The organism is Streptomyces sp. NPDC058295 (genome assembly GCF_042880655.1).
In the GTDB taxonomy this organism is placed as follows: domain Bacteria; phylum Actinomycetota; class Actinomycetes; order Streptomycetales; family Streptomycetaceae; genus Streptomyces; species Streptomyces coriariae.
Genome location: NZ_JBHVYO010000016.1, coordinates 43,992 through 66,824, shown reverse-complemented (window position 1 = coordinate 66,824; position 22,833 = coordinate 43,992). Strand labels below are relative to the sequence as shown.

Here is a 22,833-nt window from a genome sequence, read left to right as displayed (position 1 = left end):
CCCGGATCCGGGAGCGTGCCGGATCCTCCTGCGGCCGGCGGCTCCCTAGTGTCGTCAGGGCAACGCCAAGCAGCCCAGGGGGAGATCACCATGGCACGTACGTCACTTTCGGCCCGCGCGTTCCTCGTCACCGGGGCCGTCGTGGCCCTGGCCGCCGGCGCGACCGCCTGCGGCGCCGCCGCCGCCGACGACGAGCATCCCGATCACCGGGCCTTCGCCCTTCAGGGCGGCACGCTCACCATCGACTCCGACGACTCGGCGCTCGAGATCGTCGCGTCGGACACGGCCGAGGCGGGCAAGGTCGACGTCACCCGCTGGTTCCAGGGGTCGGTCACCATCGGCGAGGAGCCGAAGGTGACCTGGTCGATGAAGGACGACCGGCTGACACTGCGGATGCACTGCTCCGGTGTGGTGGCCGACTGCTCCGCCAAGCACCGGATCGAGGCGCCCCGGGGCATCGCGGTGAAGGTCGGGAGCGACGACGGCAGCGTCCGGGCACGGGGCTTCCGGAACGCGCTGAGCGTGCGCACCGAGGACGGCTCCGTGCACGTCACCGACTCGAGCGGGCCGCTGGAGCTGCGCAGCGACGACGGCTCCGTACGTGCCGAGGTCGCCTCCCGCACGGTGGACGCGCGCACCGCGGACGGCTCGGTCCGCCTGACACTGTCCGCCGTACCGGACCGGGTGGAGTCGGTCAGCGACGACGGCTCGGTGACGATCTCGCTGCCCGACGCGACCTACCGGGTGACCGCGAAGACCGACGACGGCGGGGTGGACGTGTCCGTTCCGCGCGACGAGTCCAGCACGCACGTCGTGAGCGCCCGCACCGCCGACGGCAAAGTCACTGTCAGGAACGCGAACTAACCGACCCGTGTGTTCGTCCTTAACCGGTGGGAGAATGACACCGGGCAGGGCGGATCACAGCACGGGAGAGGGATGTGACGGCGACACCAGCGCAGCCGTACTCGCCGTTGGTGCCGCGCGCACAGCGCCGCCGTGCAAGCCGGGGACCGCATGCCCTCCGGGACACCCTCACCCTCGTCGCCCTCCCCCTCGTGGCCGCCCTCGCGCTGCCCGCCGCGTTCGCAGGCGGCGGCACCCGGCGCTGGTTCGGCGGGCGGGCGGAGGGACAGCGGGCCGAGGCCCAGGCCGCCAAGGACGCCGCGGCGGCCGCCTTCTACGAGCTGGACACCGCCCAGCGCGACCTGCGGATCTCGATCGAGACGATCCGAGCCGTGGACGACTCGCCGGCCGCCCGGCGCGCCGTCTCCGACTTCGAGGCCGTCGGCAGGCGGATCGACGAGGCCAGCCATCAGTACATCGACGCCGTCGACGCCCATGACCTCGACCGGGACGACCTGGAGGCCTCGGCGGCCGCCCAGGCGCGCACCGAGCTGACCCGCGCCAAGGACGAGCTGGGCCGCGTCAAGCAGGAGCTGGACCGGTTCGCCGACGGGCTGGGCCCGCTGCTCGGCAAGGCCGAGACCCAGCTGGCCCGTCTCGCACCCGCCGTGGAGCGGGGCCGGCAGGCGCTGCTGGCCGCCTCGAACGCGCTGGACGCCGTGCGGGAGAGCGGGTTGCGGGCGGACGGTCTCGCGGCGCGGCTGGCGGCGCTGGCGCCCGAGCTGACGAAGCTGAACCAGGGCGCGGGGCAGCACGGCGTACCGCAGACGCTGGAGCGCGCGGAGCGGGTGGCGCGGGAGGCCGAGGCGATCCGGGTGGAGGCGGAGCGGCTGCCGGAGCAGGCCGCCGAGATCGACCACCGGCTCGTCTCGCTGCGGACCCGCGCGCAGGCGCTGACGACCCGCTCGGGGCAGGTGGAGCCGATCCTCAGCGAGCTGCGGCGGCGGTTCTCGGCCGCCTGCTGGCAGGACCTCCAGCACGTCCCCGACCAGGCCGGGGAGCACGTCCGGCAGGCCGAGGCGAAGCTCGCGGAGGCGCGCGCCGCGCGGGACGCGCAGCGCTGGCCGGACGCCACCGCCCTGCTGTCGACCGTGCGCGCCCTGCTGAACGGCACGGACGAGGCGGTCTCGGCCGCCGGCGACCGGCTGACCAGGCTGAACGCCGTACAGAAGGATCCGCAGGCGGAGATCGACCGGACCCGGTTCGCGATCCGGGACGCCCAGCGGCTGGCGATGGCGGGGCGCAACACCCCCGATCCCCGGCACGCGCGCCCGCTGGACGACTCGGTGGCCCGGCTGGAGCGGGCGATCGGCACGCTGGAGGGCCGGCACCCCGACTACTGGCACTTCCTGACCGAGACGGAGGCCGTCCGGCGGGCGGTGGCGGACGTGGTGGCCGGGATCCGTGAGGAGCGCGGCACGGGGCACTGACATTGCCGCGGGCGCCCGGCGGGCGGATATTGAAGGTACGTACGGCCTCCATCGGCGCATCCACCCTCAGGGAGGCGGAGATGGCCACACACGCAGTACACGGCCGGTCCAGGCGGCGCATCAGGTTCGACGAGCACCTGCCCGTCGACCACCGGCTGAACCTGGTCTACCGGATCGGCGCCGGGCTGATGGGCCTGGGCCTGATCGGCTTCGGGATCTTCGGCATCATCCACAACATCGGCTTCTTCGACACCGGCGGGGACGAGGTGTGGAGCCTCAACACCAACGGGGCGCTCAGCTGGCTGTCGGTCGCCGTCGGGCTGCTGCTGCTGGTGGGGATGGTGATCGGCGGGAACTTCGCGTCCACGCTGAACATGACCCTCGGTGCCCTGTTCGTCGTCAGCGGCTTCCTGAACATGGCCCTGCTGGAGACGGACTACAACTTCCTGGCCTTCGAGATCCAGAACTGCATGCTCAGCTTCGTGATCGGGATCCTGCTGCTCGTCTTCGGGATGTACGGCAGGGTGGGGTCCGCCCTGCCGCACGACAACCCGTACTGGCGGGCCCGCCACTCCGAGGAGTGACGGACCGGCCGGATCAGGTGCGGTAGGCGTAGAAGTACGCGGTCGGGTACGACGAGACGAGGCTCGCCACCGACCTGCGCAGGGTGTTGTTCGAGTGGTAGGTCACGTACGGCACGCCGCCGCTCTTGGCGGTGACGATCATCGTGTGGTCCTTGGACCCGTCGCGGTCGAAGTCCATCTGGAGGACGTCGCCGACCTCGAGCTGGTAGACGTTGGCGAGCGCGGTGGTCCGCTTGGAGTTCTGGGCGAACCAGGACCACTCGTTGACGCCGACGAACGAGTCCGACTGGATGTCGGCGTTGCCGAACCACCGGGTGTAGTCGTACACGTAGCCGGGGACGTGCTTCCAGCCGCCCGCCTTCAGGGACTGGCTGACGAAGTTGGTGCAGTCGCCGCCGGCGCCGTGGCCGTTGTAGTCCGGATAGTCCTTGTTGTAGACGTTCCAGTACTTCTCGGCGTAGGTCGCCATCGCCTTGTAGTCATAGGCGGTGCCGGTCTTCGGGACGGCGACAGGGTTGCGGGTGGTGGCCGCGCGCGCGGCGTTCGGCATGGTGTCGTCCGCCGTCGTGGCCGCCTTGACGGACGTCGGCTTGGTGAGCGCGTTCACCGCGAGACCGCCCTGGTCGGTGTCGCGGATGTCCGTCAGCTGCCAGTTGCCCTGCCGGTCGGCCTTGAACGTCAGCTCGTGGTGCGACTCGAAGCCGGTGCTCTTCGGCTCGTTGCCGCGGACCTTCTCGTAGGTCAGCGTCGTGCTCTCGGTGACCGCGGCCTTGGCGGTACGGCCGGTCACGCGCGTGGCGTTCAGGGTGACGGTGGTGCTGGCCTTGCTGTACTTCTCGCCGGCCTTCGCCAGTTTGTCCTTGCGGTCGCCCAGCGTGGACAGGGCGGCGTCCTCGGTGCGGGCCGTGCCGGAGGACAGCTTGACGTCACCGGAGAAACCGTCGGTCAGCGGCTTCGACCGGTCGCCCTGCTTGCCGGCGACCAGGGCGTCGGTGCGGTCGGTGAAGACCGCGTCCGCCAGCCGCTGGAAGGTGGCCTTGGTCCGGGCGTCGACCTTGGGGTCGTCGACGACGGCGGCACCGGCGGACCAGTTGGGCAGCAGAGCCACTCCGGCGACGACCGAGGTGGCGGCTGCCCCGAGTATCGCGACGCGGCGGCGGGTCGCCCTCAATTTCCTTGACTTCACTGATGTTTCCCCTCTTGCCCCGGCGGAGGGATGCCGGGAAGGGCATCTTTGCATGGCGTGTGTGGCTGTTGTGAAGAGGGGACCGGGTTGAGGTTTGGTTACTTCACGACGGTCGACCAGTCCGGGTTCTGCGCCGGATCCAGGGTGCGCAGCCGCTCGAGCGTCGCCGGCGTCTGCACCTCCATCCAGTCGGCCAACTCCTGGAAGGACACGCACTTGACGTCCTTCTTGGTGCAGACGTTCTCGATGACCTGGTCGACGGACTTCATGTAGATGCCGCCGTTCCACTCCTCGAAGTGGTTGCCGATGAACAGGGGCGCCCGGCTGCCGTAGTACACGCGGTTGAAGCCGGCCATGTAGGCGTCGACGGTTTCCTGCTCCCAGGTCGGGTACTGGGCCGCGTCACCGTCGACCTCGCCGTCGGACTGGTTGTAGAGGAAGTTGAAGTCCATCGACAGGCCCTGGTACTTGCCGCCGTCGTAGGGGAGCAGCTGGAGCGGGAAGTCCCAGATGCCGTTCTTCTTCGCCGGCCAGATCTGGAAGTCACCGGTGGAGCTGGCGTCGTAGCGCCAGCCGTAGCTCTTGGCGGCCTTCAGCAGGTTCGCCTGGCCCTCCAGACAGGGCGCGCGGCCGCCGACGACCGCCTTCTTGAAGTCGAAGGGCAGCGGGTCGATGTCCGTATAACCGGTGTTGGTCTTCCAGTTCTCCACGAAGGAGTAGAACTGGTCGATCTCGCTCTTCCACTCCTCGACGCTCCAGTCGCCGCCGCCCTTGGCGCCGCAGAAGTGGCCGTTGAAGTGGGTGCCGATCTCATTCCCCTCCTTCCACGCCTCGCCGAGCTGCTCCAGCGTGGTGCGGATGTGCTCGTCGGTGGGGAAGCTGATGGCCGCCGTGCCCTTGGGGTGCTGGGGCGGGGAGTACAGGTCCTTCTTGCTCTTGGGCAGCAGGTAGATGCCGGTGAGGAAGAAGGTCATGTGGGCGTTGTACTCCTCGGCCATCTTCCGGTAGTGCTCGAAGAGGCCGTCGTCGCCCATGAGCGCGCCGTCCCAGGAGAAGACCACGAACTGGGGCGGCTTCTCCCCCGGCTTGAGCGGAACCGCTTTCAGCTGCCCCGTCTGCGGCCCGGTGTACGAGGTGGAGCCGTCCCCCAGGACCTTCGTCTTGCCGTCCCACTCCGGTTCCTTGGTGGCCCCCGCCGACGCCTTCTTGTTGTCCCCCGAGGACGCGGTCGGCGCGGTGTTCGTCGTGCGGTTGAGCACCAGGTAGCCGGCCACCAGGGACGCGACGACGAGGAGCGCCGCCAGCGTCAGGAACCCCGGATGCGTGGTGGCGGGGTGGCGCGTTGCCGGAGCCTTGCGGCGACGGCCCGACGGTGACTTCATGTGCGGATCATTCTCCGGATTTCGGGGACGCGGGTGCCCGTCTCGGTGGTCAGCCGAGCGGGCTCATGGCACCTGACCAGATGCCGTAGGGAACGCTGTCGTCGGTCGTGCCGGCGATGCCCTTCAGTGGAAGCGGTTGCAGGCTCTTGCTCAGGTCGATGCGGTAGACGACGACCGCGGTGGACACGGCCTTGGCCGTGCCGACGTACCAGGCGGCGGTGTCGTCCTGGGTGGTGCCCGCCTTCCCGGCCACCTGGCCGAGCGAGCCGGCCCGGGCGGCCGACTGCTGCGAGGCGGGTACGTCGTCCGGGTGGGCGGTGCGGAAGGAGTCCGCGAGCGCGGAGTTGACCTCCTCGGCCACGTCGGCGCCGAACGCGCGGTCGGTGGCCGGGGTGTCCAGGACGACCTTGGTGCCGTTCTTGGTGATCAGGCGCACCGAGTACGGCTCGGTGTGCTTGCCGCCCGCGGCGAAGGTGGAGTAGCCGCTCGCCATGCGGATCGCGCTGGGCGTGGAGCTGCCCATGGACAGCGCGGGCACCTGCGCCCCGATGCTGGAGGAGAGCAGCCCGGACTTCTCGGCGGTGCTGCGCACCACGTCGAGGCCGGCGTCCATGCCGAGCTGCATGAACGGCGTGTTCACCGACAGCTCCATCGCCCGGTGCAGCGAGATCTGCCCGTACGACTCGCCGTCGTCGTTCTTGGCGGCCACCACCTTGCCGCTGCGGTCCCAGTAGGGCCCCTCGGGCGTCTTCACCGGCACCTTGTCGTCGCCGTCGTACAGGGTCTCCCCGGTGACCGGTGTGGTGTCGTCCCCGTCGCGGGTCTTGTGGATCCCGTTCTCCAGGCCGGCGGCGTACACGAACGGCAGGAACGCGCTGCCGGCCGAGACGGTGGTGGCGTTGGACTCGTTGTAGCCCTGCGTGCGGTGGTCCGGGCCGCCGTAGACGGCGAGGATCCGCCCGTCGGAGGCCACCGAGGAGGCGCCGTAATGGGCGGTCTTCGCGTTCTTGGGGTCGTCCTTCAGGGCGTCCTTGCGGGCCTTGGTGACGGCGTCGGTGAGCTGGGTCTCGCGCTTCTTGTCGAAGGTCGTGTAGATCTGGTAGCCGCCCAGGTCGAAGTCCTTGTCGGAGATCTTCCCGGACTTCTTGGCGTACTGGGAGGCGAGTTCCACCAGGTAGTCGGTCTGCTCACCGGTGTCGTACAGCGGGTTGGACTTGAGCGGCTCGGGGAACTTCGTGTACTTGGCGCGCTCGGCCTTCGACAGTTTGCCGATGTCGACCATCCGGTCCAGGGTCCACGACCAGCGCTCCACGGCCCGGGCGCGGTTGGCGGATTTCAGGGTCGGGTCGTACAGGCCGGCGCCCTTGAGCAGGGAGGCGAGGAAGGCGGCCTCGCTGGCGTTGAGTTCGCCGACGTCCTTGCCGTAGTAGGCCTGGGCGGCGCGCTGGATGCCGTAGGTGCCGCGGCCGAACCAGCTGGTGTTGAGGTAGCCCTCGAGGATGTCGTCCTTGCTCATCTGGTTGTCGAGCTTGAGGGAGATCATGGCCTCGGTGAACTTGCGGCTCACCGTCTGGTTCTGGTTCAGGTAGACGTTCTTGACGTACTGCTGGGTGATCGTGGAGCCACCCTGGGTGTCGCCCTGGCCGATGGTGCGGAACAGGGCGCGGCTGATGCCCTTGAAGGAGATGCCGGGGTCGCTGTAGAAGCTGGCGTTCTCGGCGGCCAGCACCGCCCAGCGGACGTCCTCGGGGATGTCCTTCAGCGGCATCGCCTGCCGCTGCACCCAGCCGGTGCGGGCCATCGGCGTCCCGTCGGCCCAGAAGTACACGTTGTCCTGCTGGGTGGCGTACGAGTTGATGTTGTCCGGGATGTCGGTGGCCGCGTAGGCGACGACCAGGAGCATGCCGCTCAGGCCTATGGACGTGAGGACGCCACCGAGACACTGCCGCCAGGAGGGTATCCAGCGCCGCCAGTCGGTACGGCCCGGGCGCGGGTACTGCGGGCGGAGCTTGCGGGCGTAGGGCGTGACGCGAGCCACATAAGGGGCCAGGAAGGCGAGCAGCGGGGCAAGGCGGGGACCCAGAAACGAAGATACCCGGGCAAAAAGCGAAGGGCGGGGTGCCTTTCGTCGGTTTTTCGAAGAACGCGGCTTTTCTTCGTCCCCTTCGTCGCCCTCATCGGGCATGTCCGGCATTGCCGGTATATCCGAGACCCGCAGTTGCATGGTCTCGTCCGGCCGAAAAGATGCAGGAAGCTTCAACTGCATTGTTTCGTCAGGCTGTTGGGGCTTGTCCCCCGGCCCCGCCTCGCTCACGACGCGTCTCCCTCCGCACTCCGTATTGCTCGCAGGCAGACGTACAGACTGACGAGGGCCTGACATGGTTGCCGTTGACGCGGCCGCAAACCTTGAACCCTCCCGACCTTGGAGTTCAACGCGGCGCTCTCAAATTACCAGCGCTCTTCGCGAATTCTCCACAGAAGAAATCGACAGAAGTGAACAGAGCCGAAACTGCTGACACCACGTCCGAGCATAGGGGCTTAGTCTGACGCCATGCCTCGCTACGAGTACCGCTGCCGGACCTGCGGCGACACCTTCGAACTGAGCCGCCCGATGGCCCGGTCCGCCGACCCCGCCGACTGCCCCGCGGGCCACGACGACACCGTCAAACTCCTCTCCACGGTGGCCGTGGGCGGCACGAAGTCCGCCCCCGCGCCCAATGCGGGCGGCGGGGGCGGCGGCGGATGCTGCGGCGGCGGTTGCTGCGGCTGAGCGCCGCCGGGCGATTCTCAGGAATTCTTCAGGAACTCCCGCAGGATGCGCTCCCCGGCCAGCACGCCCCGCTCGGGCAGGGCGGTGATGGCCGGGGCCGTCCAGGCGGCCTCGGCCAGCTCGCCGTGCCCGGGACGCCAGCCCCGGTCGGCGACCAGCAGCAGGTCGGCGTCGAGCAGCGAGTCGCCCGCCGCCAGCGTCAGTTCCGCGCCGGTGCGGCGGGCCACCTCGCGCACGGCCGCGCTCTTGGTCAGCGGCTTCGGCACGGCGTAGATCTTGCGGCCCTGGAGCGACACGGTGTAGCCGCGGTTCTCCGCCCAGGCCGCGAGCTCCTTCACCCACTCCTCGGGCAGCAGCTCGCGCTCCACGACCAGGTAGGCGAACAGGTCCTCGGCGACCCGCTGCTTGCGCAGCCAGAACGGGTCCGCCGTCTTCGCCAGGTACTCCTCCACCTCCGCGAGCGGCGCGCACTCGTCGGCCAGCCTGGCCTGCACGCTCGCGTGCCAGTCCTGATCGGTCACGCCGTCGACCAGCAGATGGCCGCCGTTCGCGCAGATCGCGTACTTCGGCGCCGGGCCCGGCAGGTTGATGCGCTGGTACTGCTTGCGCGTCCGGGTGGTCGTCGGCACGAACACCGCCCGGTCGCCGAGGTCGGTCAGCAGCTGCGCCGACGTCTCCGTCATGAACGACAGCGGCCTGGCCTCGTGCACCTCCACACACAGCAGCCGCGGCGCCCGCGCGTCCGGCATGGTCAGCGCCAGGGCGGCCGCCGAGTAGATGAGCGTACGGTCGAGATCGCTCGCCACCAGAACCGGCATCAGACCGTCACCGCCTTGCCGTCGGCACCGGTCGCGCCCCGGGTGAACTGCGGGTGGATCAGCCCCACGCAGGTGTACGGCAGGTCGCCGACCTCCTCGACGGGCACCCCTCGCTGTCCGGCGAGCAGCCGTACGTGGTCCAGGTCGGCGCCCGCGCCGGCCCGCGCCAGGATCTTCCACGGCACCCGGCGCAGCAGCACCCGGGTGGTCTCGCCGACCCCGGGCTTGACCAGGTTCACGTCGTGGATGCCGTACTCCTCGCTGATCCGCTCGACGGCCCGCCAGCCCTCCCAGCTCGGCGTGCGGTCACTGGCCAGCAGCTCCTTCACCGCGCCCCCGACCGCGTCCGCGACCTCGGGGAAGCGGGCGGCGACGGCGTCCAGGAAGGCCACCGAGACGTCGGTGCCGGCGAGCTCGCGGTAGAACTTCGCGCCGTGGAAGTCGTTCGGCCCGACCAGGTCGGCCCGCAGCACGGTCCGCGAGATGAGCCCCGAGACGGTCGAGTTGAGGCAGGCGGACGGGATCAGGAAGTCGTCCCGGGTGCCGTACGTCCGCACGCACGAGCCCGGGTCGGCCAGCACCGCGATCTCCGCGTCGAAGCCGGCCGCGCCGCCGCCCGCCTCGAACTCCTCGACCGCCGCGGCCAGTTCCCGGGTGATCGCGCCCTTGCCGGTCCAGCCGTCGACGAAGACCACGTCACGCGGGTCGTGATGGGCGGCCAGCCAGCGCAGCGCGTTGGCGTCGATGCCCCGGCCGCGCACGATCGACACCGCGTAGTGCGGCAGGTCGAGGCCGTGCCGGAACTGCGCCCAGCGGCGCATCAGCACACCGACCGGGGTGCCGGCCCGGGCGAGCGAGACCAGCACCGGCCGGGGGGAACGCTCGGCGATCACCGTCTCCGTGACCACGCCCACGGCCTGCGCGATCCGCGCCGCCGACGTCTCCAGCGCCGCGTGGAACAGCTCCTGGTACTGCTCGCTGGGCTGGTACTCGACGGGCAGCGACTCGGCGTAGTGTGCGCCGCCGCTCTGGATGGCCTCCTCCCGCTCCTCGGTCGGCGCCTCCAGCGTCACGTCCGAGAGGTCCTGGAGCAGCCAGCCGACCTCCTCGGGCGGGTACGAGGAGAAGGCGGGGCCGCGGAGGGGCTCGGGCAGCATGGCGGGTCTCTCTTCCGACAAGGCGGCTGCGTACAGCGGCTCGGGGACGTACGACGGCACGACCGCGAGGACGACGTGCGGGGTGTGCGCGGCGAGCTGGGACAGGAGACCGTCGGGAGCGTGCAGCTCCCGGGTGTCGGCCGCGGAGTCCACGACGGCGACGACGGCGTCGAAGCCACTGCCCGCGACGTTATAGGCATAACGCTCGCCGGGGCCGTCGGCCGGCTCGTCGTGCGCCGGGAAAACGATGCGGCTGCGTATCGCGTAGCCGGGGTCGTCGACCGCGAGGACGGGCGAGCGGGTGGTGGTCGAGTAGCGCACCTCGGCGGCCACCACCTGCTCCAGTTCACGGGCCAGCCTGAGCGGGGCGTACATCAGCTCCTCGAAGCCGAGTACGAGGACGCGCGAGGCGCCCTCGGGTATCGCCTCGGCGAGGCGGGCCGTCATGGCGGGCAGGGCGGTCTCGAGCCGGGCCCGGTGCTTGGGCGTGAACCCGTGCCGACCGCCGTCGGGGAGGCCGCGGGGCCAGTGCAGATCGACGCGGGTGAGGTGGCCCTCGGGGCGCGTCCGGAGGGTGCGGTCGTCTTCCGGGTGCGGGTCCGCTATGGCTGGTCGCGCAGTTCCCCGCGCCCCTGAGGGGTTGCCCTGCACGTCGGCCTCAGCGCTCTGCCGGGGAGCGGTCGCCGTCCCCTCGGGCCCCGTCCGGGCAGTGCCCCCGACGAACGCGGGGAACCGCGTGACAGGTGCCGACGGACCCGCGGACGGCCGATCACCGCTCGCGGCGGCCTCGGCCTCGTACCGGGCGACCAGTTCCTGGCCCTTTTCCAGCACCCCATCCGGCAGGAGAACCGTGCCGGAGGCGGCGGTGACCAGGTCGACGCGGGCGCCGATCTCGCGGGCGAAGTCGTCCAGACGGCCCGCGTCCGCCGCCGACCGCATGTCGACGAGGGCGACGACGACGTACCGCCGCCGCGGATAGCGCTCGTGCAGGGCCCGGATGGTGTTCAGGACCGTGTTGCCGGTCGAGAACTCGTCGTCGACCAGGACCAGCGGCCCGTCCCCGACCAGCAGCGCCGGGTCCTCCGGCAGCAGCAGGTGAGAGGTCGCGTGCGAGTGGGACTCCTCGAAGCCGCCCGCCTGCGCCACCCCGGCGACCGGGCGGCGGGTGGAGTGCAGGTAGGGGGCGGTGCCGAGGCCGTCGGCGACCGAGTGGCCGAGGCCGGTGGCGGTCTCCGCGTAGCCGAGGACGACCGCCTCGGCCGTCTCCTCGGCGCCGAGCAGCTCGCGCACCCGGCGGCCGAGGGCGAGCCCGTGGCCGTGCACCACGGACGGCGACTGCGGGACGTGCTTGCCCAGGACGTTGGAGACCAGCAGATGCGCCCGCTTGGGGTTGCGGCGCAGGGCCAGCCCCAGCAGGCCCGTCAGCGTGTCGTCGCCCACCAGCTCGACACCGAGCCGCTCGGCGACCCACGTCCCGGACCAGATCCCGTCGTCCCCGTTGTTCACTGCGTTGTTCATGCGTCCCTTGTGAGTGAGGTGGTACTTCAGCCGGGTATTCCGGCGGCGAGCAGGTCGACGAAGCTGACGCTGTCGTGCGCGACACCGAAGACCTCGGCGCGGAGCATGGTGCGCTCGGCCCAGGCGCGGTGCGGCTTCACCTCGTTCATCTTGTTCGTGTACTGCGACCGCAGCACACCCCCGCCGCCGCGTTCCGGCCGCAGGATGTCCGCCGCGTCGCTGTACTCCTCGTGACTGACGACGGACAGCGCGTGCACGGCCGGCACATGCGAGGGGTGGATGCAGGTCTTGCCCAGCAGACCGTTGGCGTGATCCAGGGAGATCTCGCGCAGCAGCCCGTCCATCGCGTGCTCTATCAGCTTCTCGCGCAGCTCGACGGCCTGCCCCTCCAGGAAGGGGCTGTGCCGCAACATCGGCTTGAACATGCGCTCGGGGACCCGGAAGTACTCCCACACGGGACCGGTCACCGTGAACCCGGTGCCGTCGGCCCGGCCCAGCATGTTCACCACGTCGGCGATCACCGAGGCGACGATCTGGACATCGTAGGCGGTCATGTCGGGCGCTCTGCGCAGCCCGTACGAGGAGCAGAAGTCCGTCACGCCGAGGCGCAGCGCGAGGACCCGGCTGCGGTACTTGTCGACTGCACGGGCGATGCCCTCCAGGGCGTCCACCCGTGACTCGCGGTACATCAGCTCGGGCGTCTCCAGGACGGGCATGCCGAACAGCCGCCGTCCGCTCGCCGTCTCGGCGCCCGCCAGCGCCTCCAGGAAGGGGATGCCCCGCTCCTCGGTGAACTTCGGGAAGACGAACCCGCTGAGCAGCTCCACGGTGGCCCCGAGCCGCCGGACCAGGTCGAGGATCTGCTCGGGCGTCCGCACCCGGATGAAGAGCAGCGGCAGCTCCACGCCCTGTGTGTCCCTGCGCCCCGCCAGATCGGCGAACTGCCGGACCAGGTTCTCCTCGCCGGCCTCGACGTCCTCGTCTCCGATGGAGTCCTCCAGGCACAGCACCATCGACACCACGCCGCGCCCGGTCTGCTTGACGATGTCGTCCGCCAGCCGGGGCCGGGTGGCCGGGCTGTACAGCGTGGCGCCCAGAGCCGCGGAGAGCAGCCTGGCCGGCGAGTCGGTGTCGAAGACACACGGCTCCCGGTAGAAGAGGCGCTGTCGCACCTCAGGGGCGAGGTGCCCGAAATGACGCATAAATCTCCCCCGTGGTGCAAGGTAACTCTGTGGATTCGGTATGAGGTGGCCGGTAATAGTACGTAGGGATCCATGTCAGAGGTTCCCACCCGGCATGAATTTCAGGTAACTCGCGGATGAGACTTGCCGTGTACCCCGCGTTGTCGTGAGCAGGCCCGAGAAGGCAGGATGACCGCATGACGCACGCGATGCTGAAGGGGTCGAACGTCCCGCTGAAAGCCACCACGGTACGCGCCGTGCTGCGCTGGACCCCCGGACAGGGGGTCCCGGACGTCGACGCCTCGGCGCTGCTCCTCGGCCTCGACGGCCGTGTGCGCTCCGACGAGGACTTCGTCTTCTACAACCAGCCCCGGCACCCTTCCGGGAAGGTGTGGCGGCTCGGCAAGAAGCGCGTCGCCGAGGGCCTCACGGACACCATCCAGACGGATCTGTCCGGTGTCGAGTCCGGCGTCGGCCAGATTCTGCTGGTCGCTTCGGCGGACGGCGTGACGTTCGACCGCGTACGTTCCCTCACCATCGTGCTGTACGACGCGGCAGCCGACGGCGAGCCGCTGGCCACGTTCGACATCCGCCCCGAGACGGGCGAGGAGACGGCGCTGATCTGCGGCGAGCTGTACCGGCGCGGCGAGGGCTGGAAGTTCCGCGCCCTGGGCGAGGGCTACTCCAACGGTCTCAAGGGCCTGGCCACCGACTTCGGCATCTCGGTGGACGAGTCGGAGGAGGCGTCGGGCGCGGCTCCCGAAGCGGCCCCGCAGACTCCCAGCCTCTCCCAGCCCCTGCCGCCCGAGCAGCCGGCCTCGGCCGTCCCCCAGCAGCAGCCGGCGTACGGCTACCCGGCCAGTCTCCCGACCTACGGCTACGGCTATCCGGACGGGTCCTTCCGGCTTCCCCCGCAGGGCCCCCAGTTCGTCGGACGGTGAGCCGCCGGGGGTCCGGGCGCTACTTCTCGACCTTCGTCTTGTAGCCCCGGCCCCATGTCAGCCCCCAGCCGTACAGACGGTCCAGTTCCGCCTGGAACCCGTAGACGAACCGCACCTCACGCCGGACCATGAGCTCGTCCTTCACGTTCTCGATCATGACCACCGCGCAGGACCGGGCCTGCGGGTGCCGTTCGTCGAGGCCTATCTCGATCCGCGGCCCGTTGCTGGGGTACAGCGTGACGATCGCGTGCGTACGGTCGAAGGCCGGCGTCTGGTCGTAGATGTAGACGAAGACCAGCAGCCGCTTGATCTGCTCCCGGTGGTCGAGGTTGACGTACATCGTCTCGCCGGACGCCGACCCGAACCGGTCGTCCCCGCTCAGCTTCACGTACGGGGCGCCGTTCACGTCCCCCAGCAGGCCGCCCAGCGGCTGCACGACCCCCTTCGTCCCGTCGGCCAGCTCGTACAGGCAGCCGAGGTCGAGGTCGACGTTCACCATGCTCTGGCTGTGTCCGACGACCTCCGGGGGCCGCAGGGCCTTGAAGGGGTGCCGCAGCAGGCTCTCCCGCTGCAGGCCGCCGATGTCGGACGTGCGCATCCGCCAGGTCAGGTTGACGCGCAGGTTGCCGGTCGCGGCACCCTGCTTGGTCAGGGAGACCTGGTGATGCCGCTTGGTCAGCTCGATCGCGTTGGTGGCCGCGTTGCCCGAGTCGAAGTCGGCGGCCCGGCTGCCCAGGAGCCCGTCGAAGATGCCCATTCCCGCCCCCACGTCCACTGATGAAAACCGGCGGGGCGGCCGGTGGAGGACTCGTCCTCACCGGCCGCCCCGCTCAGAGCGTTCCTCGCTCAGAAGGTGATCACACCCCGGACGAGACCTCAGTCTTCTCGTCCGAGCCCTGGGCTTTTCCCTCGGCCGCCGCCAATGCGCGGTTGCGGCGGACGGAGGACAGGAAGGACCACCCGATCAGGACGACACCGACGAGGCCGGTGATGACCTCGTTGATCTGGTACTGGATGGTGACCATGAGGATCACGGCGAGGGCGCCGATCGCGTAGTGCGCGCCGTGCTCCAGGTAGACGTAGTCGTCGAGGGTGCCCTGGCGGACCAGGTACACGGTCAGCGAACGGACGTACATCGCGCCGATGCCCAGACCCAGCGCCATCAGCACGATGTCGTTGGTGATGGCGAAGGCGCCGATCACGCCGTCGAAGGAGAAGGACGCGTCGAGGACCTCGAGGTAGAGGAACATGAAGAACGCGGCCTGACCGGCCAGGACGACCGGCGAACGCTTCTTGCCGGTGCGCGCGGCCTCTTCCTCCTCCTCGTGCTCGCGTTCCTCCTCTTCCTCGAGCTTGTCCTCGAAGTAGCCGGAGAGCCCGCCGACGACCATGTACGTGATCAGACCGGCGATGCCGGAGATCAGTACCGTCTCCGCCTTGTCGGCGTGCGCGCCGCCGTGCTGGTGGGCGTGGGCGGCGAAGGTGAAGGAGGTGATCAGCAGGACGATCAGCGCGATGCAGACCGACAGCATGTCGACCTTGCCGAGCTTGGCCAGCGGGCGCTCGATCCAGCGCAGCCACTGGATGTCACGGTCCTCGAAGATGAAGTCCAGGAAGATCATCAGCAGGAACATGCCACCGAAGGCGGCGATCGACGGGTGGGCGTCGGTGACCAGCTGCTGGTACTGGTCCTTGTCGTTGAGCGCGAGGTCGACGGCGTCGATCGGGCCGATCTTGGCGCTGATGGCGACGATCACGACGGGGAAGACCAGCCGCATGCCGAAGACGGCGATGAGCACACCGACGGTGAGGAAGATCTTCTGCCAGAAGGCACTCATCTTCTTCAGGATCCCGGCGTTGACCACCGCGTTGTCGAAGGACAGCGAGATCTCGAGGATGGAGAGGATCGCCACGATGCCGAAGGCCTCCCACCCCCCGTAGAAGACCGCTGCGACCAGGCCGAGCGCGGTGACCGCGAACGACCAGCCGAAGGTTTTCAGAAGCACTGGCTACCCAATCGTGTCTGGGGGTCCCCCCAAGCGAAGCTTGGGGGAAGTTCTCCCCCGCGCCGTACTCGGTTTTACGAAACGTTGACTCCGAAGTCTAGAGCGATGCCCCGCAGCCCCGACGCGTACCCCTGCCCCACCGCCCTGAACTTCCATTCGCCCTGGTAGCGATAGAGCTCACCGAAGATCATCGCGGTCTCCGTGCTGGCGTCCTCGCTGAGGTCGTAGCGGGCGAGTTCCTGCCCGTCGGCCTGGTTGACGACGCGGATGAAGGCGTTGGAGACCTGTCCGAAGGTCTGACCCCGCTCGTCGGCCATGTGGATGGAGACCGGGAAGACGATCTTGTCGCACTGCGGTGGCACCTTGGAGAGGTCCACGAGGAGCGACTCGTCGTCGCCTTCGCCCTCACCGGTGAGGTTGTCGCCGGTGTGCTCCACCGAGCCGTCCGGGCTCTTGAGCTGGTTGTAGAAGACGAACCATTCGTCCCCCATCACCCGCCCGCTGTTGCACAGCAGCGCACTGGCGTCGAGGTCGAAGGGGGCTCCGGTGGTGGAGCGCGCGTCCCAGCCGAGCCCGATCATCACCTGAGTGAGGTTCGGCGCGGCCTTGGACAGGGAGACATTGCCTCCCTTGGCGAGCGTGACGCCCATGATTGCTGGTCCTCCCCTAGGTGGTGCTCAGGTGCTTCCTCTTCGGTTGTCCTGCACGTCCGGCGCCGCCCGTAAACGGTGCGGCGCCGGACGGTCGGACCTCCGGTCCCCGCGGGTGGCTCAGACGTTGACGCCGAAGTCCTGCGCGATACCGCGCAGACCCGACGCGTAGCCCTGTCCGATGGCCCGGAACTTCCACTCCGCGCCGTGCCGGTACAGCTCGCCGAAGACCATCGCGGTCTCGGTCGACGCGTCCTCGCTGAGGTCGTAGCGGGCGATCTCGGCGCCGCCGGCCTGGTTCACGACGCGGATGAACGCGTTGCGGACCTGGCCGAAGGACTGCTGCCGGTTCTCGGCGTCGTAGATCGACACCGGGAAGACGATCTTGTCGACGTCGGCCGGGACACCGGCGAGGTTGACCTTGATCGCCTCGTCGTCGCCCTCGCCCTCACCGGTGGTGTTGTCACCGGTGTGCTCGACCGAGCCGTCGGGGCTCCTGAGGTTGTTGAAGAAGACGAAGTTGGCGTCACTGGCGACCTTGCCGGCGTTGTTCACCAGCAGCGCGCTGGCGTCCAGGTCGAAGTCGGTGCCGGTCGTGGTGCGGACGTCCCACCCCAGACCGACGATGACCGCGGTCAGGCCCGGGGCCTCCTTGGTCAGCGATACGTTGCCGCCCTTGCTGAGGCTGACTCCCACAAGTCCTCCATTGGTGTCCTGGGGCGGGGAGCCCCTGGTGCGTCGGATATCGGATCAACGAGTCGATCCTAGTGACGGGTTCCCGCCCCACGCAGGCCCTGGAGCCGAAGAATCACAGGGTGTCGAGCGCGGCGACGTACTCGCCGAGGTCCCTGGCGTCCGGGAGCGCGTTGACGACGGTCCAGCGCACCAGGCCCTCCTTGTCGATGACGAAGGTGCCGCGCACCGCGCAGCCCTTGTCCTCGGCGAAGACGCCGTAGGCGCGACTGACCTCACCGTGCGGCCAGAAGTCGCTGAGCAGCGGGTATTCCAGGCCCTCCTGCTCGGCGAAGACGCGCAGGGTGTGGATGGAGTCGTTGGAGACGGCGAGCACCTGGGTGTCCCGGTCGGCGAACTTCGGCAGGTTGTCGCGCACCTCGCACAGCTCGCCGGTGCACACGCCGGTGAAGGCGAAGGGGTAGAAGAGCAGGACGATGTTCTTAGGGTTCTCGCCCCCGCGGAAGTCGGAAAGCCTCACGGCCCGGCCGTGGTTGTCCTTGAGCTCGAAGTCGGGGGCCTTGTCGCCGACCTGGATCGCCATCGCCTGGTTTTCCCTTCGGTGGGGGCTGTCTGGGTGAGTCCACCCTACGCAGCGACCACCGAAGACCGCCGGACGGGCTGAGTACGAGGACCCAGCCCGCCCGGCGTCACTTCACATCACTTCTTCGGACGTCACTCCCTGGACGTCACTTCTTGGACTTCGCGGCCTTGGGCGTCACCAGCCGGCTGCCACTCCAGTCCTTGCCCACGCTGACGCTCTTGCTGGCCGACAGACCCGCAGTCGTCGAGGCTTCGGAGATGTCGCTCGGCTCCACGTATCCCGTACGGCCGGTCTTCGGCGTCAGGAGGAGGATCGACCCGCCTTCTTCGATGTACGTGGTGGCATCCACCAGCGCATCCGTCAGGTCTCCGTCATCGTCGCGGAACCAGAGCACCACGGCGTCGGCGACGTCGTCGTAGTCCTCGTCCACCAGATCGCTGCCGATGACTTCCTCAATGGACTCGCGGAGCTCCTGGTCGACGTCGTCGTCGTAGCCGATCTCCTGGACCACCTGCTCGGGCTGGAAACCCAGCCTGACGGCAGGGCTGGTCCGCTCCTCCGCGTGGTCCGCGGTCGCGCTCACGGGTTGCCTCCTGATCATGTTTTGGGGAATTACTCAGCCACGCGCGTGCGCGAAGCATTGGCCGTAGTCCACACGGACGGGACGGATCGCGCAAGTACCCGGCGGTTCGGACCGCCGAAACGGTGACGATCCTGGCCGTGTCGACGCAACTCCAGGCACGCGATTCGGACGGATGGTGACGTACACCACACCTATCTGCCCTGTTTGCGTATTTGAGAACCATCCAAGGGTACGAGATTCGAACGAGTGCCGGTTACCTCGGGGTAGAGATGACGTTTGCGGCCCCTAGGTACACGATGGGGGGCGGTGCAGGCACTGGAGAGTCAGCGAGAACACCCCGCGAGGCACCCGCGAGGCACGAACGAGAAACACCGTCCCACCCAGCCCTCTGACAGGTAAGGAACAGCGTGGCTTCCGGATCCGATCGCAACCCGATCATCATTGGCGGCCTTCCGAGTCAGGTTCCTGACTTCGACCCCGAGGAAACCCAGGAGTGGCTCGACTCCCTCGACGCCGCGATCGACGAGCGCGGCCGGGAGCGGGCCCGCTATCTGATGCTCCGGCTGATCGAACGGGCCCGCGAGAAGCGTGTGGCCGTGCCCGAGATGCGCAGCACGGACTACGTCAACACCATCCCCACCCGGGCCGAGCCCTTCTTCCCGGGCAACGAGGAGATCGAGCGCCGGATCCTCAACGCGACCCGCTGGAACGCGGCCGTGATGGTGTCCAGGGCTCAGCGGCCGGGCATCGGGGTGGGCGGTCACATCGCCACCTTCGCCTCCTCCGCGTCCCTCTACGACGTCGGCTTCAACCACTTCTTCCGCGGCAAGGACGAGGGCGACGGCGGCGACCAGGTCTTCTTCCAGGGTCACGCCTCCCCGGGCATCTACGCGCGCGCGTTCCTGCTCGACCGGCTGAGCGAGCAGAACCTGGACGCGTTCCGCCAGGAGAAGTCGAAGGCGCCGAACGGGCTGTCCTCGTACCCGCACCCGCGTCTGATGCCGGACTTCTGGGAGTTTCCGACCGTGTCGATGGGTCTCGGCCCGATCGGCGCGATCTACCAGGCGCGGATGAACCGCTACATGCAGGCGCGCGGGATCGCCGACACGTCGAAGTCGCATGTGTGGGCGTTCCTCGGCGACGGCGAGATGGACGAGCCGGAGTCGCTCGGCCAGCTGACCATCGCCGCACGTGAGGGCCTGGACAACCTGACCTTCGTCGTCAACTGCAACCTGCAGCGCCTGGACGGGCCGGTGCGCGGCAACGGCAAGGTCATCCAGGAGCTGGAGTCGGTCTTCCGGGGTGCCGGCTGGAACGTGATCAAGCTGATCTGGGACCGCTCCTGGGACCCGCTGCTCGCCCAGGACCGCGACGGCACCCTCGTCAACCGGATGAACACGACCCCGGACGGCCAGTACCAGACCTACGCCACCGAGTCCGGCTCCTACATCCGCGACCACTTCTTCGGCGACGACCAGCGGCTGCGCGCGATGGTCGAGGGCATGACCGACGACCAGATCCTGCACCTGGGCCGCGGCGGTCACGACCACCGGAAGATCTACGCGGCGTTCAAGGCGGCCGTGGAGCACACCGGCCAGCCGACGGTCATCCTCGCCAAGACGGTCAAGGGCTGGACACTGGGGCCCAACTTCGAGGGCCGCAACGCCACGCACCAGATGAAGAAGCTGACGGTCTCCGACCTCAAGGGCTTCCGCGACCGGCTGCACCTGCCGATCTCCGACAAGGAGCTGGAGGGCGGCCTCCCGCCGTACTTCCACCCCGGGCGGAACTCGGAGGAGATCCAGTACATGCACGACCGCCGCAAGGGCCTCGGCGGTTATGTCCCGACCCGTGTCGTGCGTTCGAAGCCGCTTGCGCTGCCGGACGACAAGACGTACGCGAGTGTGAAGAAGGGCTCGGGCCAGCAGTCCATCGCGACGACCATGGCCTTTGTGCGGCTCCTCAAGGACCTCATGCGGGACAAGGAGATCGGTAAGCGCTTCGTACTGATCGCGCCGGACGAGTACCGCACGTTCGGCATGGACTCCTTCTTCCCGAGTGCGAAGATCTACAACCCGCTCGGCCAGCAGTACGAGGCGGTGGACCGGGATCTGCTGCTCGCCTACAAGGAGTCGCCGACCGGGCAGATGCTGCACGACGGCATCTCGGAGGCCGGCTGCACGGCGTCCCTGATCGCGGCGGGCTCGGCGTACGCCACCCACGGCGAGCCGCTGATCCCGGTCTACGTCTTCTACTCGATGTTCGGTTTCCAGCGCACCGGCGACCAGTTCTGGCAGATGTCGGACCAGCTGGCGCGCGGTTTCGTGCTCGGTGCGACCGCCGGCCGGACGACCCTGACCGGCGAGGGCCTCCAGCACGCGGACGGCCACTCGCAACTGCTCGCCTCGACGAACCCGGGCTGTGTCGCCTACGACCCGGCGTTCGGCTTCGAGATCGCGCACATCGTGCGGGACGGTCTGCGCAGGATGTACGGCAGTTCCGCCGAGCACCCGCACGGTGAGGACGTCTTCTACTACCTGACCGTCTACAACGAGCCGATCCAGCACCCGGCCGAGCCGGACGACGTGGACGTCGAGGGCATCCTCAAGGGCGTCCACCGCTTCAGCGCGGGCACCTCGGGGTCGATCCCGGCGCAGATCCTCGCGTCCGGTGTGGCCGTCCCCTGGGCGGTCGAGGCGCAGAAGATCCTCGCCGAGGAGTGGAACGTCAAGGCGGACGTCTGGTCCGCGACCTCCTGGAACGAGCTGCGGCGCGAGGCCGTCGAGGTCGAGCGGCACAACCTGCTGCACCCGGAGGAGGAGCAGCGGGTGCCGTACGTGACGCGGAAGCTGGCCGGGGCCGAGGGGCCGTTCGTGGCCGTCTCGGACTGGATGCGGTCGGTCCCCGACCAGATCGCGCGCTGGGTGCCGGGCACCTACCAGTCGCTGGGCGCGGACGGCTTCGGCTTCGCGGACACCCGGGGAGCGGCTCGCCGCTTCTTCCACATCGACGCGCAGTCGATCGTGGTGGGGGTGCTGACCGAGCTGGCGAAGGAGGGCAAGGTCGACCGGTCGCTGCTGAAGCAGGCCATCGACCGGTACCAGCTGCTGGACGTGTCGGCGGCGGACCCGGGGGCGGCCGGAGGCGACGCGTAGCGCTCGGCGTGCGAAGGGGTGGTGAAGCCGCGGCTTCACCACCCCTTACTCGTTCTTTACGATGCGGGCATGCAAGAACAATCGGCGCAGAGCCGGTGGGAGCTCTGGACCCAGCGACCGCTGCTGGGCCTCGCCGTGGTGTTCGCCGTCGCCTACGCCGTGCCGATCGTGGACACCTCGGCCGACCACTCGCTGACCACCGCCTGCACCGCCGTCGAATGGGTGGTGTGGGGGGCGTTCGCCGTGGACTACGTGGTCCGGCTGGCGCTCACGTCCGACCGGCGGCGGTTCGTGCGCACCCACTGGCTGGACCTGTGCGCGGTATTGCTGCCGCTGGCGCAGCAGCTCAAGCTGCTGCGGCTGGTCTCGACGCTGCTGCTGGTGGGGCGGCGGGCGCGGATGGCCTCGCAGATCCGGATGACGACGTATGTCGTGGGGGCGGTCGTCGGGCTGCTGATGTTCGGTTCGCTCGCCGTGCTCTCGGTGGAGCGGGAGTCGCCGGACGGGAACATCCGCACGCTGGGTGACGCCCTGTGGTGGTCGTTCACCACGATGACGACCGTGGGGTACGGGGACCACGCGCCGACCACCGGACTGGGGCGGATCATCGCCGTCGGGCTGATGCTCTCCGGGATCGCGCTGCTCGGTGTCGTGACCGCGAACATCGCCGCGTGGTTCATCGCCCGGTTCGACAAGGACGACGTCGAGGAACGCGCCCAGACGGAGGCGATCCTGGCCCTGACGCAGGAGGTACGGGCGCTGCGGGCGGAAGTGGCGGCGCTGCGGGACGGGCCCCGGGAGGTGCTGCGGGACGGGCCGGACGGGGCGCTGCGCCCCGCGCCCCCGTCCGTGCCGACCCACCAGCCGTCCCGGTAGGCCGAAGGGCGACGGTCGGTGCTACAGCAGCCCGTTGCCCGTGCCGGTCGCTCCCGCCAGCCAGATGATCGCCAGCAGGGTGTCGATCGCACCCAGGGCGACGGCGACCAGGGCCGGTACCGGGCGGGAACCCGCCCAGCTGCGACCCATGGCCAGCCAGCCGCAGACGATCGCCGCCGGGCCGAGGATGATTCCCAGCGCGAAGAATCCGGCGACCGCGCAGACGAGGCCGACAATGCCGAGCGTCGCGCGATCCGGCCCGGTCCGTGACCCCATGCGGCCACGTGAGCGGGGGTACCTGCGCGTGCCGTTTCCGAAGCCGGCCATCGAACAACTCCCTGGATTCCGGGGGTGTGTTGTTCTTCGGGTACCCGCGACACGCGGAACATTCCCCGCAGTTGCCGGGCAGTCGGCGCG

The 22,833-nt window shown here is 69.2% G+C and carries 20 protein-coding genes; 7 read left to right on the top strand and 13 right to left on the bottom strand.

The features are described 5' to 3' along the window. Positions 1–90: 90 nt before the first annotated feature. From ACFVYS_RS19005 to ACFVYS_RS18995, 3 genes are all read left to right on the top strand, one after another. Positions 91–864 (top strand): DUF4097 family beta strand repeat-containing protein, encoded by a 774-nt coding sequence (locus ACFVYS_RS19005; RefSeq protein WP_389503369.1) that lies wholly within the window; start codon positions 91–93, stop codon positions 862–864. Between the two features lie 74 nt (positions 865–938). After that, positions 939–2,333: a hypothetical protein gene (locus tag ACFVYS_RS19000; protein ID WP_389503367.1), complete on the top strand. Its 1,395-nt coding sequence runs from the start codon at positions 939–941 to the stop codon at positions 2,331–2,333. 80 nt (positions 2,334–2,413) lie between these two features. Next, positions 2,414–2,917, top strand: coding sequence for a DUF4383 domain-containing protein (locus ACFVYS_RS18995; RefSeq protein ID WP_389503365.1), 504 nt, complete (start codon positions 2,414–2,416; stop codon positions 2,915–2,917). 13 nt (positions 2,918–2,930) lie between these two features. On the opposite strand, the gene ACFVYS_RS18990 is transcribed toward ACFVYS_RS18995, so the two are convergent. The 3 genes from ACFVYS_RS18990 to ACFVYS_RS18980 form a co-directional block, all read right to left on the bottom strand. Continuing rightward, entirely contained in the window at positions 2,931–4,103 is a 1,173-nt protein-coding gene (locus ACFVYS_RS18990) for an amidase domain-containing protein (RefSeq protein ID WP_389503363.1), read from the bottom strand. A 98-nt stretch (positions 4,104–4,201) separates the two neighbouring features. Then, positions 4,202–5,485 carry a hypothetical protein gene (locus ACFVYS_RS18985; RefSeq protein WP_389503362.1) on the bottom strand — a complete coding sequence of 428 codons (1,284 nt, stop codon included), beginning with the start codon at positions 5,483–5,485 and terminating at the stop codon, positions 4,202–4,204. Positions 5,486–5,534: 49 nt separating this feature from the next. Then, entirely contained in the window at positions 5,535–7,751 is a 2,217-nt protein-coding gene (locus tag ACFVYS_RS18980) for a transglycosylase domain-containing protein (RefSeq protein ID WP_389503560.1), read from the bottom strand. A gap of 285 nt (positions 7,752–8,036) precedes the next feature. Between ACFVYS_RS18980 and ACFVYS_RS18975 the strand changes: the two genes are divergently transcribed. Continuing rightward, positions 8,037–8,255 (top strand): zinc ribbon domain-containing protein, encoded by a 219-nt coding sequence (locus tag ACFVYS_RS18975; protein ID WP_389503360.1) that lies wholly within the window; start codon positions 8,037–8,039, stop codon positions 8,253–8,255. Positions 8,256–8,272: 17 nt separating this feature from the next. Here ACFVYS_RS18975 and ACFVYS_RS18970 read toward each other — a convergent pair whose 3' ends face one another. The 3 genes from ACFVYS_RS18970 to ACFVYS_RS18960 are packed head-to-tail and all read right to left on the bottom strand — an operon-like array spanning position 8,273 to position 12,950. Further along, on the bottom strand, positions 8,273–9,073 hold the full coding sequence (locus ACFVYS_RS18970; protein WP_389503359.1) for an HAD family hydrolase: 801 nt from the start codon (positions 9,071–9,073) through the stop codon (positions 8,273–8,275). Then, entirely contained in the window at positions 9,073–11,748 is a 2,676-nt protein-coding gene (locus ACFVYS_RS18965; RefSeq protein ID WP_389503357.1) for a phosphoribosyltransferase, read from the bottom strand. Before ACFVYS_RS18965 ends, ACFVYS_RS18970 begins: the two co-directional genes overlap by 1 nt. Positions 11,749–11,774: 26 nt before the next feature. Next, positions 11,775–12,950, bottom strand: coding sequence for an HpcH/HpaI aldolase/citrate lyase family protein (locus tag ACFVYS_RS18960; protein ID WP_389503355.1), 1,176 nt, complete (start codon positions 12,948–12,950; stop codon positions 11,775–11,777). Between the two features lie 176 nt (positions 12,951–13,126). On the opposite strand from ACFVYS_RS18960, the gene ACFVYS_RS18955 reads away from it, so the two are divergent. Further along, entirely contained in the window at positions 13,127–13,870 is a 744-nt protein-coding gene (locus ACFVYS_RS18955; RefSeq protein ID WP_389503353.1) for a TerD family protein, read from the top strand. A 19-nt stretch (positions 13,871–13,889) separates the two neighbouring features. Here ACFVYS_RS18955 and ACFVYS_RS18950 read toward each other — a convergent pair whose 3' ends face one another. The 6 genes from ACFVYS_RS18950 to ACFVYS_RS18925 all read right to left on the bottom strand — a co-directional run bounded on the left by ACFVYS_RS18950 (position 13,890) and on the right by ACFVYS_RS18925 (position 18,385). Further along, positions 13,890–14,627, bottom strand: a complete 738-nt coding sequence (locus ACFVYS_RS18950) for a Tellurium resistance (RefSeq protein WP_389503351.1) — start codon at positions 14,625–14,627, stop codon at positions 13,890–13,892. Positions 14,628–14,727: 100 nt separating this feature from the next. Beyond that, a complete protein-coding gene (locus ACFVYS_RS18945; RefSeq protein ID WP_389503349.1) occupies positions 14,728–15,876 on the bottom strand; it encodes a DUF475 domain-containing protein in 1,149 nt (382 codons plus the stop codon). Between the two features lie 74 nt (positions 15,877–15,950). Further along, entirely contained in the window at positions 15,951–16,526 is a 576-nt protein-coding gene (locus tag ACFVYS_RS18940; RefSeq protein WP_020126912.1) for a TerD family protein, read from the bottom strand. 120 nt (positions 16,527–16,646) lie between these two features. Further along, positions 16,647–17,222, bottom strand: coding sequence for a TerD family protein (locus ACFVYS_RS18935; RefSeq protein ID WP_389503347.1), 576 nt, complete (start codon positions 17,220–17,222; stop codon positions 16,647–16,649). 112 nt (positions 17,223–17,334) lie between these two features. After that, positions 17,335–17,802: a peroxiredoxin gene (locus tag ACFVYS_RS18930; RefSeq protein WP_389503345.1), complete on the bottom strand. Its 468-nt coding sequence runs from the start codon at positions 17,800–17,802 to the stop codon at positions 17,335–17,337. A gap of 145 nt (positions 17,803–17,947) precedes the next feature. Continuing rightward, complete coding sequence (locus tag ACFVYS_RS18925) at positions 17,948–18,385, bottom strand: DUF3052 domain-containing protein (RefSeq protein WP_020126915.1); 438 nt, start codon at positions 18,383–18,385, stop codon at positions 17,948–17,950. 407 nt (positions 18,386–18,792) lie between these two features. Here ACFVYS_RS18925 and aceE point away from each other — a divergent pair, with 407 nt between their 5' ends. Next, positions 18,793–21,540 (top strand): pyruvate dehydrogenase (acetyl-transferring), homodimeric type, encoded by a 2,748-nt coding sequence (aceE, locus tag ACFVYS_RS18920; RefSeq protein ID WP_389503343.1) that lies wholly within the window; start codon positions 18,793–18,795, stop codon positions 21,538–21,540. Positions 21,541–21,609: 69 nt separating this feature from the next. Continuing rightward, on the top strand, positions 21,610–22,416 hold the full coding sequence (locus ACFVYS_RS18915) for a potassium channel family protein (protein ID WP_389503341.1): 807 nt from the start codon (positions 21,610–21,612) through the stop codon (positions 22,414–22,416). Between the two features lie 21 nt (positions 22,417–22,437). Here ACFVYS_RS18915 and ACFVYS_RS18910 read toward each other — a convergent pair whose 3' ends face one another. Continuing rightward, positions 22,438–22,743: a small hydrophobic protein gene (locus ACFVYS_RS18910; RefSeq protein ID WP_307163084.1), complete on the bottom strand. Its 306-nt coding sequence runs from the start codon at positions 22,741–22,743 to the stop codon at positions 22,438–22,440. Between the last annotated feature and the right edge of the window lie 90 nt (positions 22,744–22,833).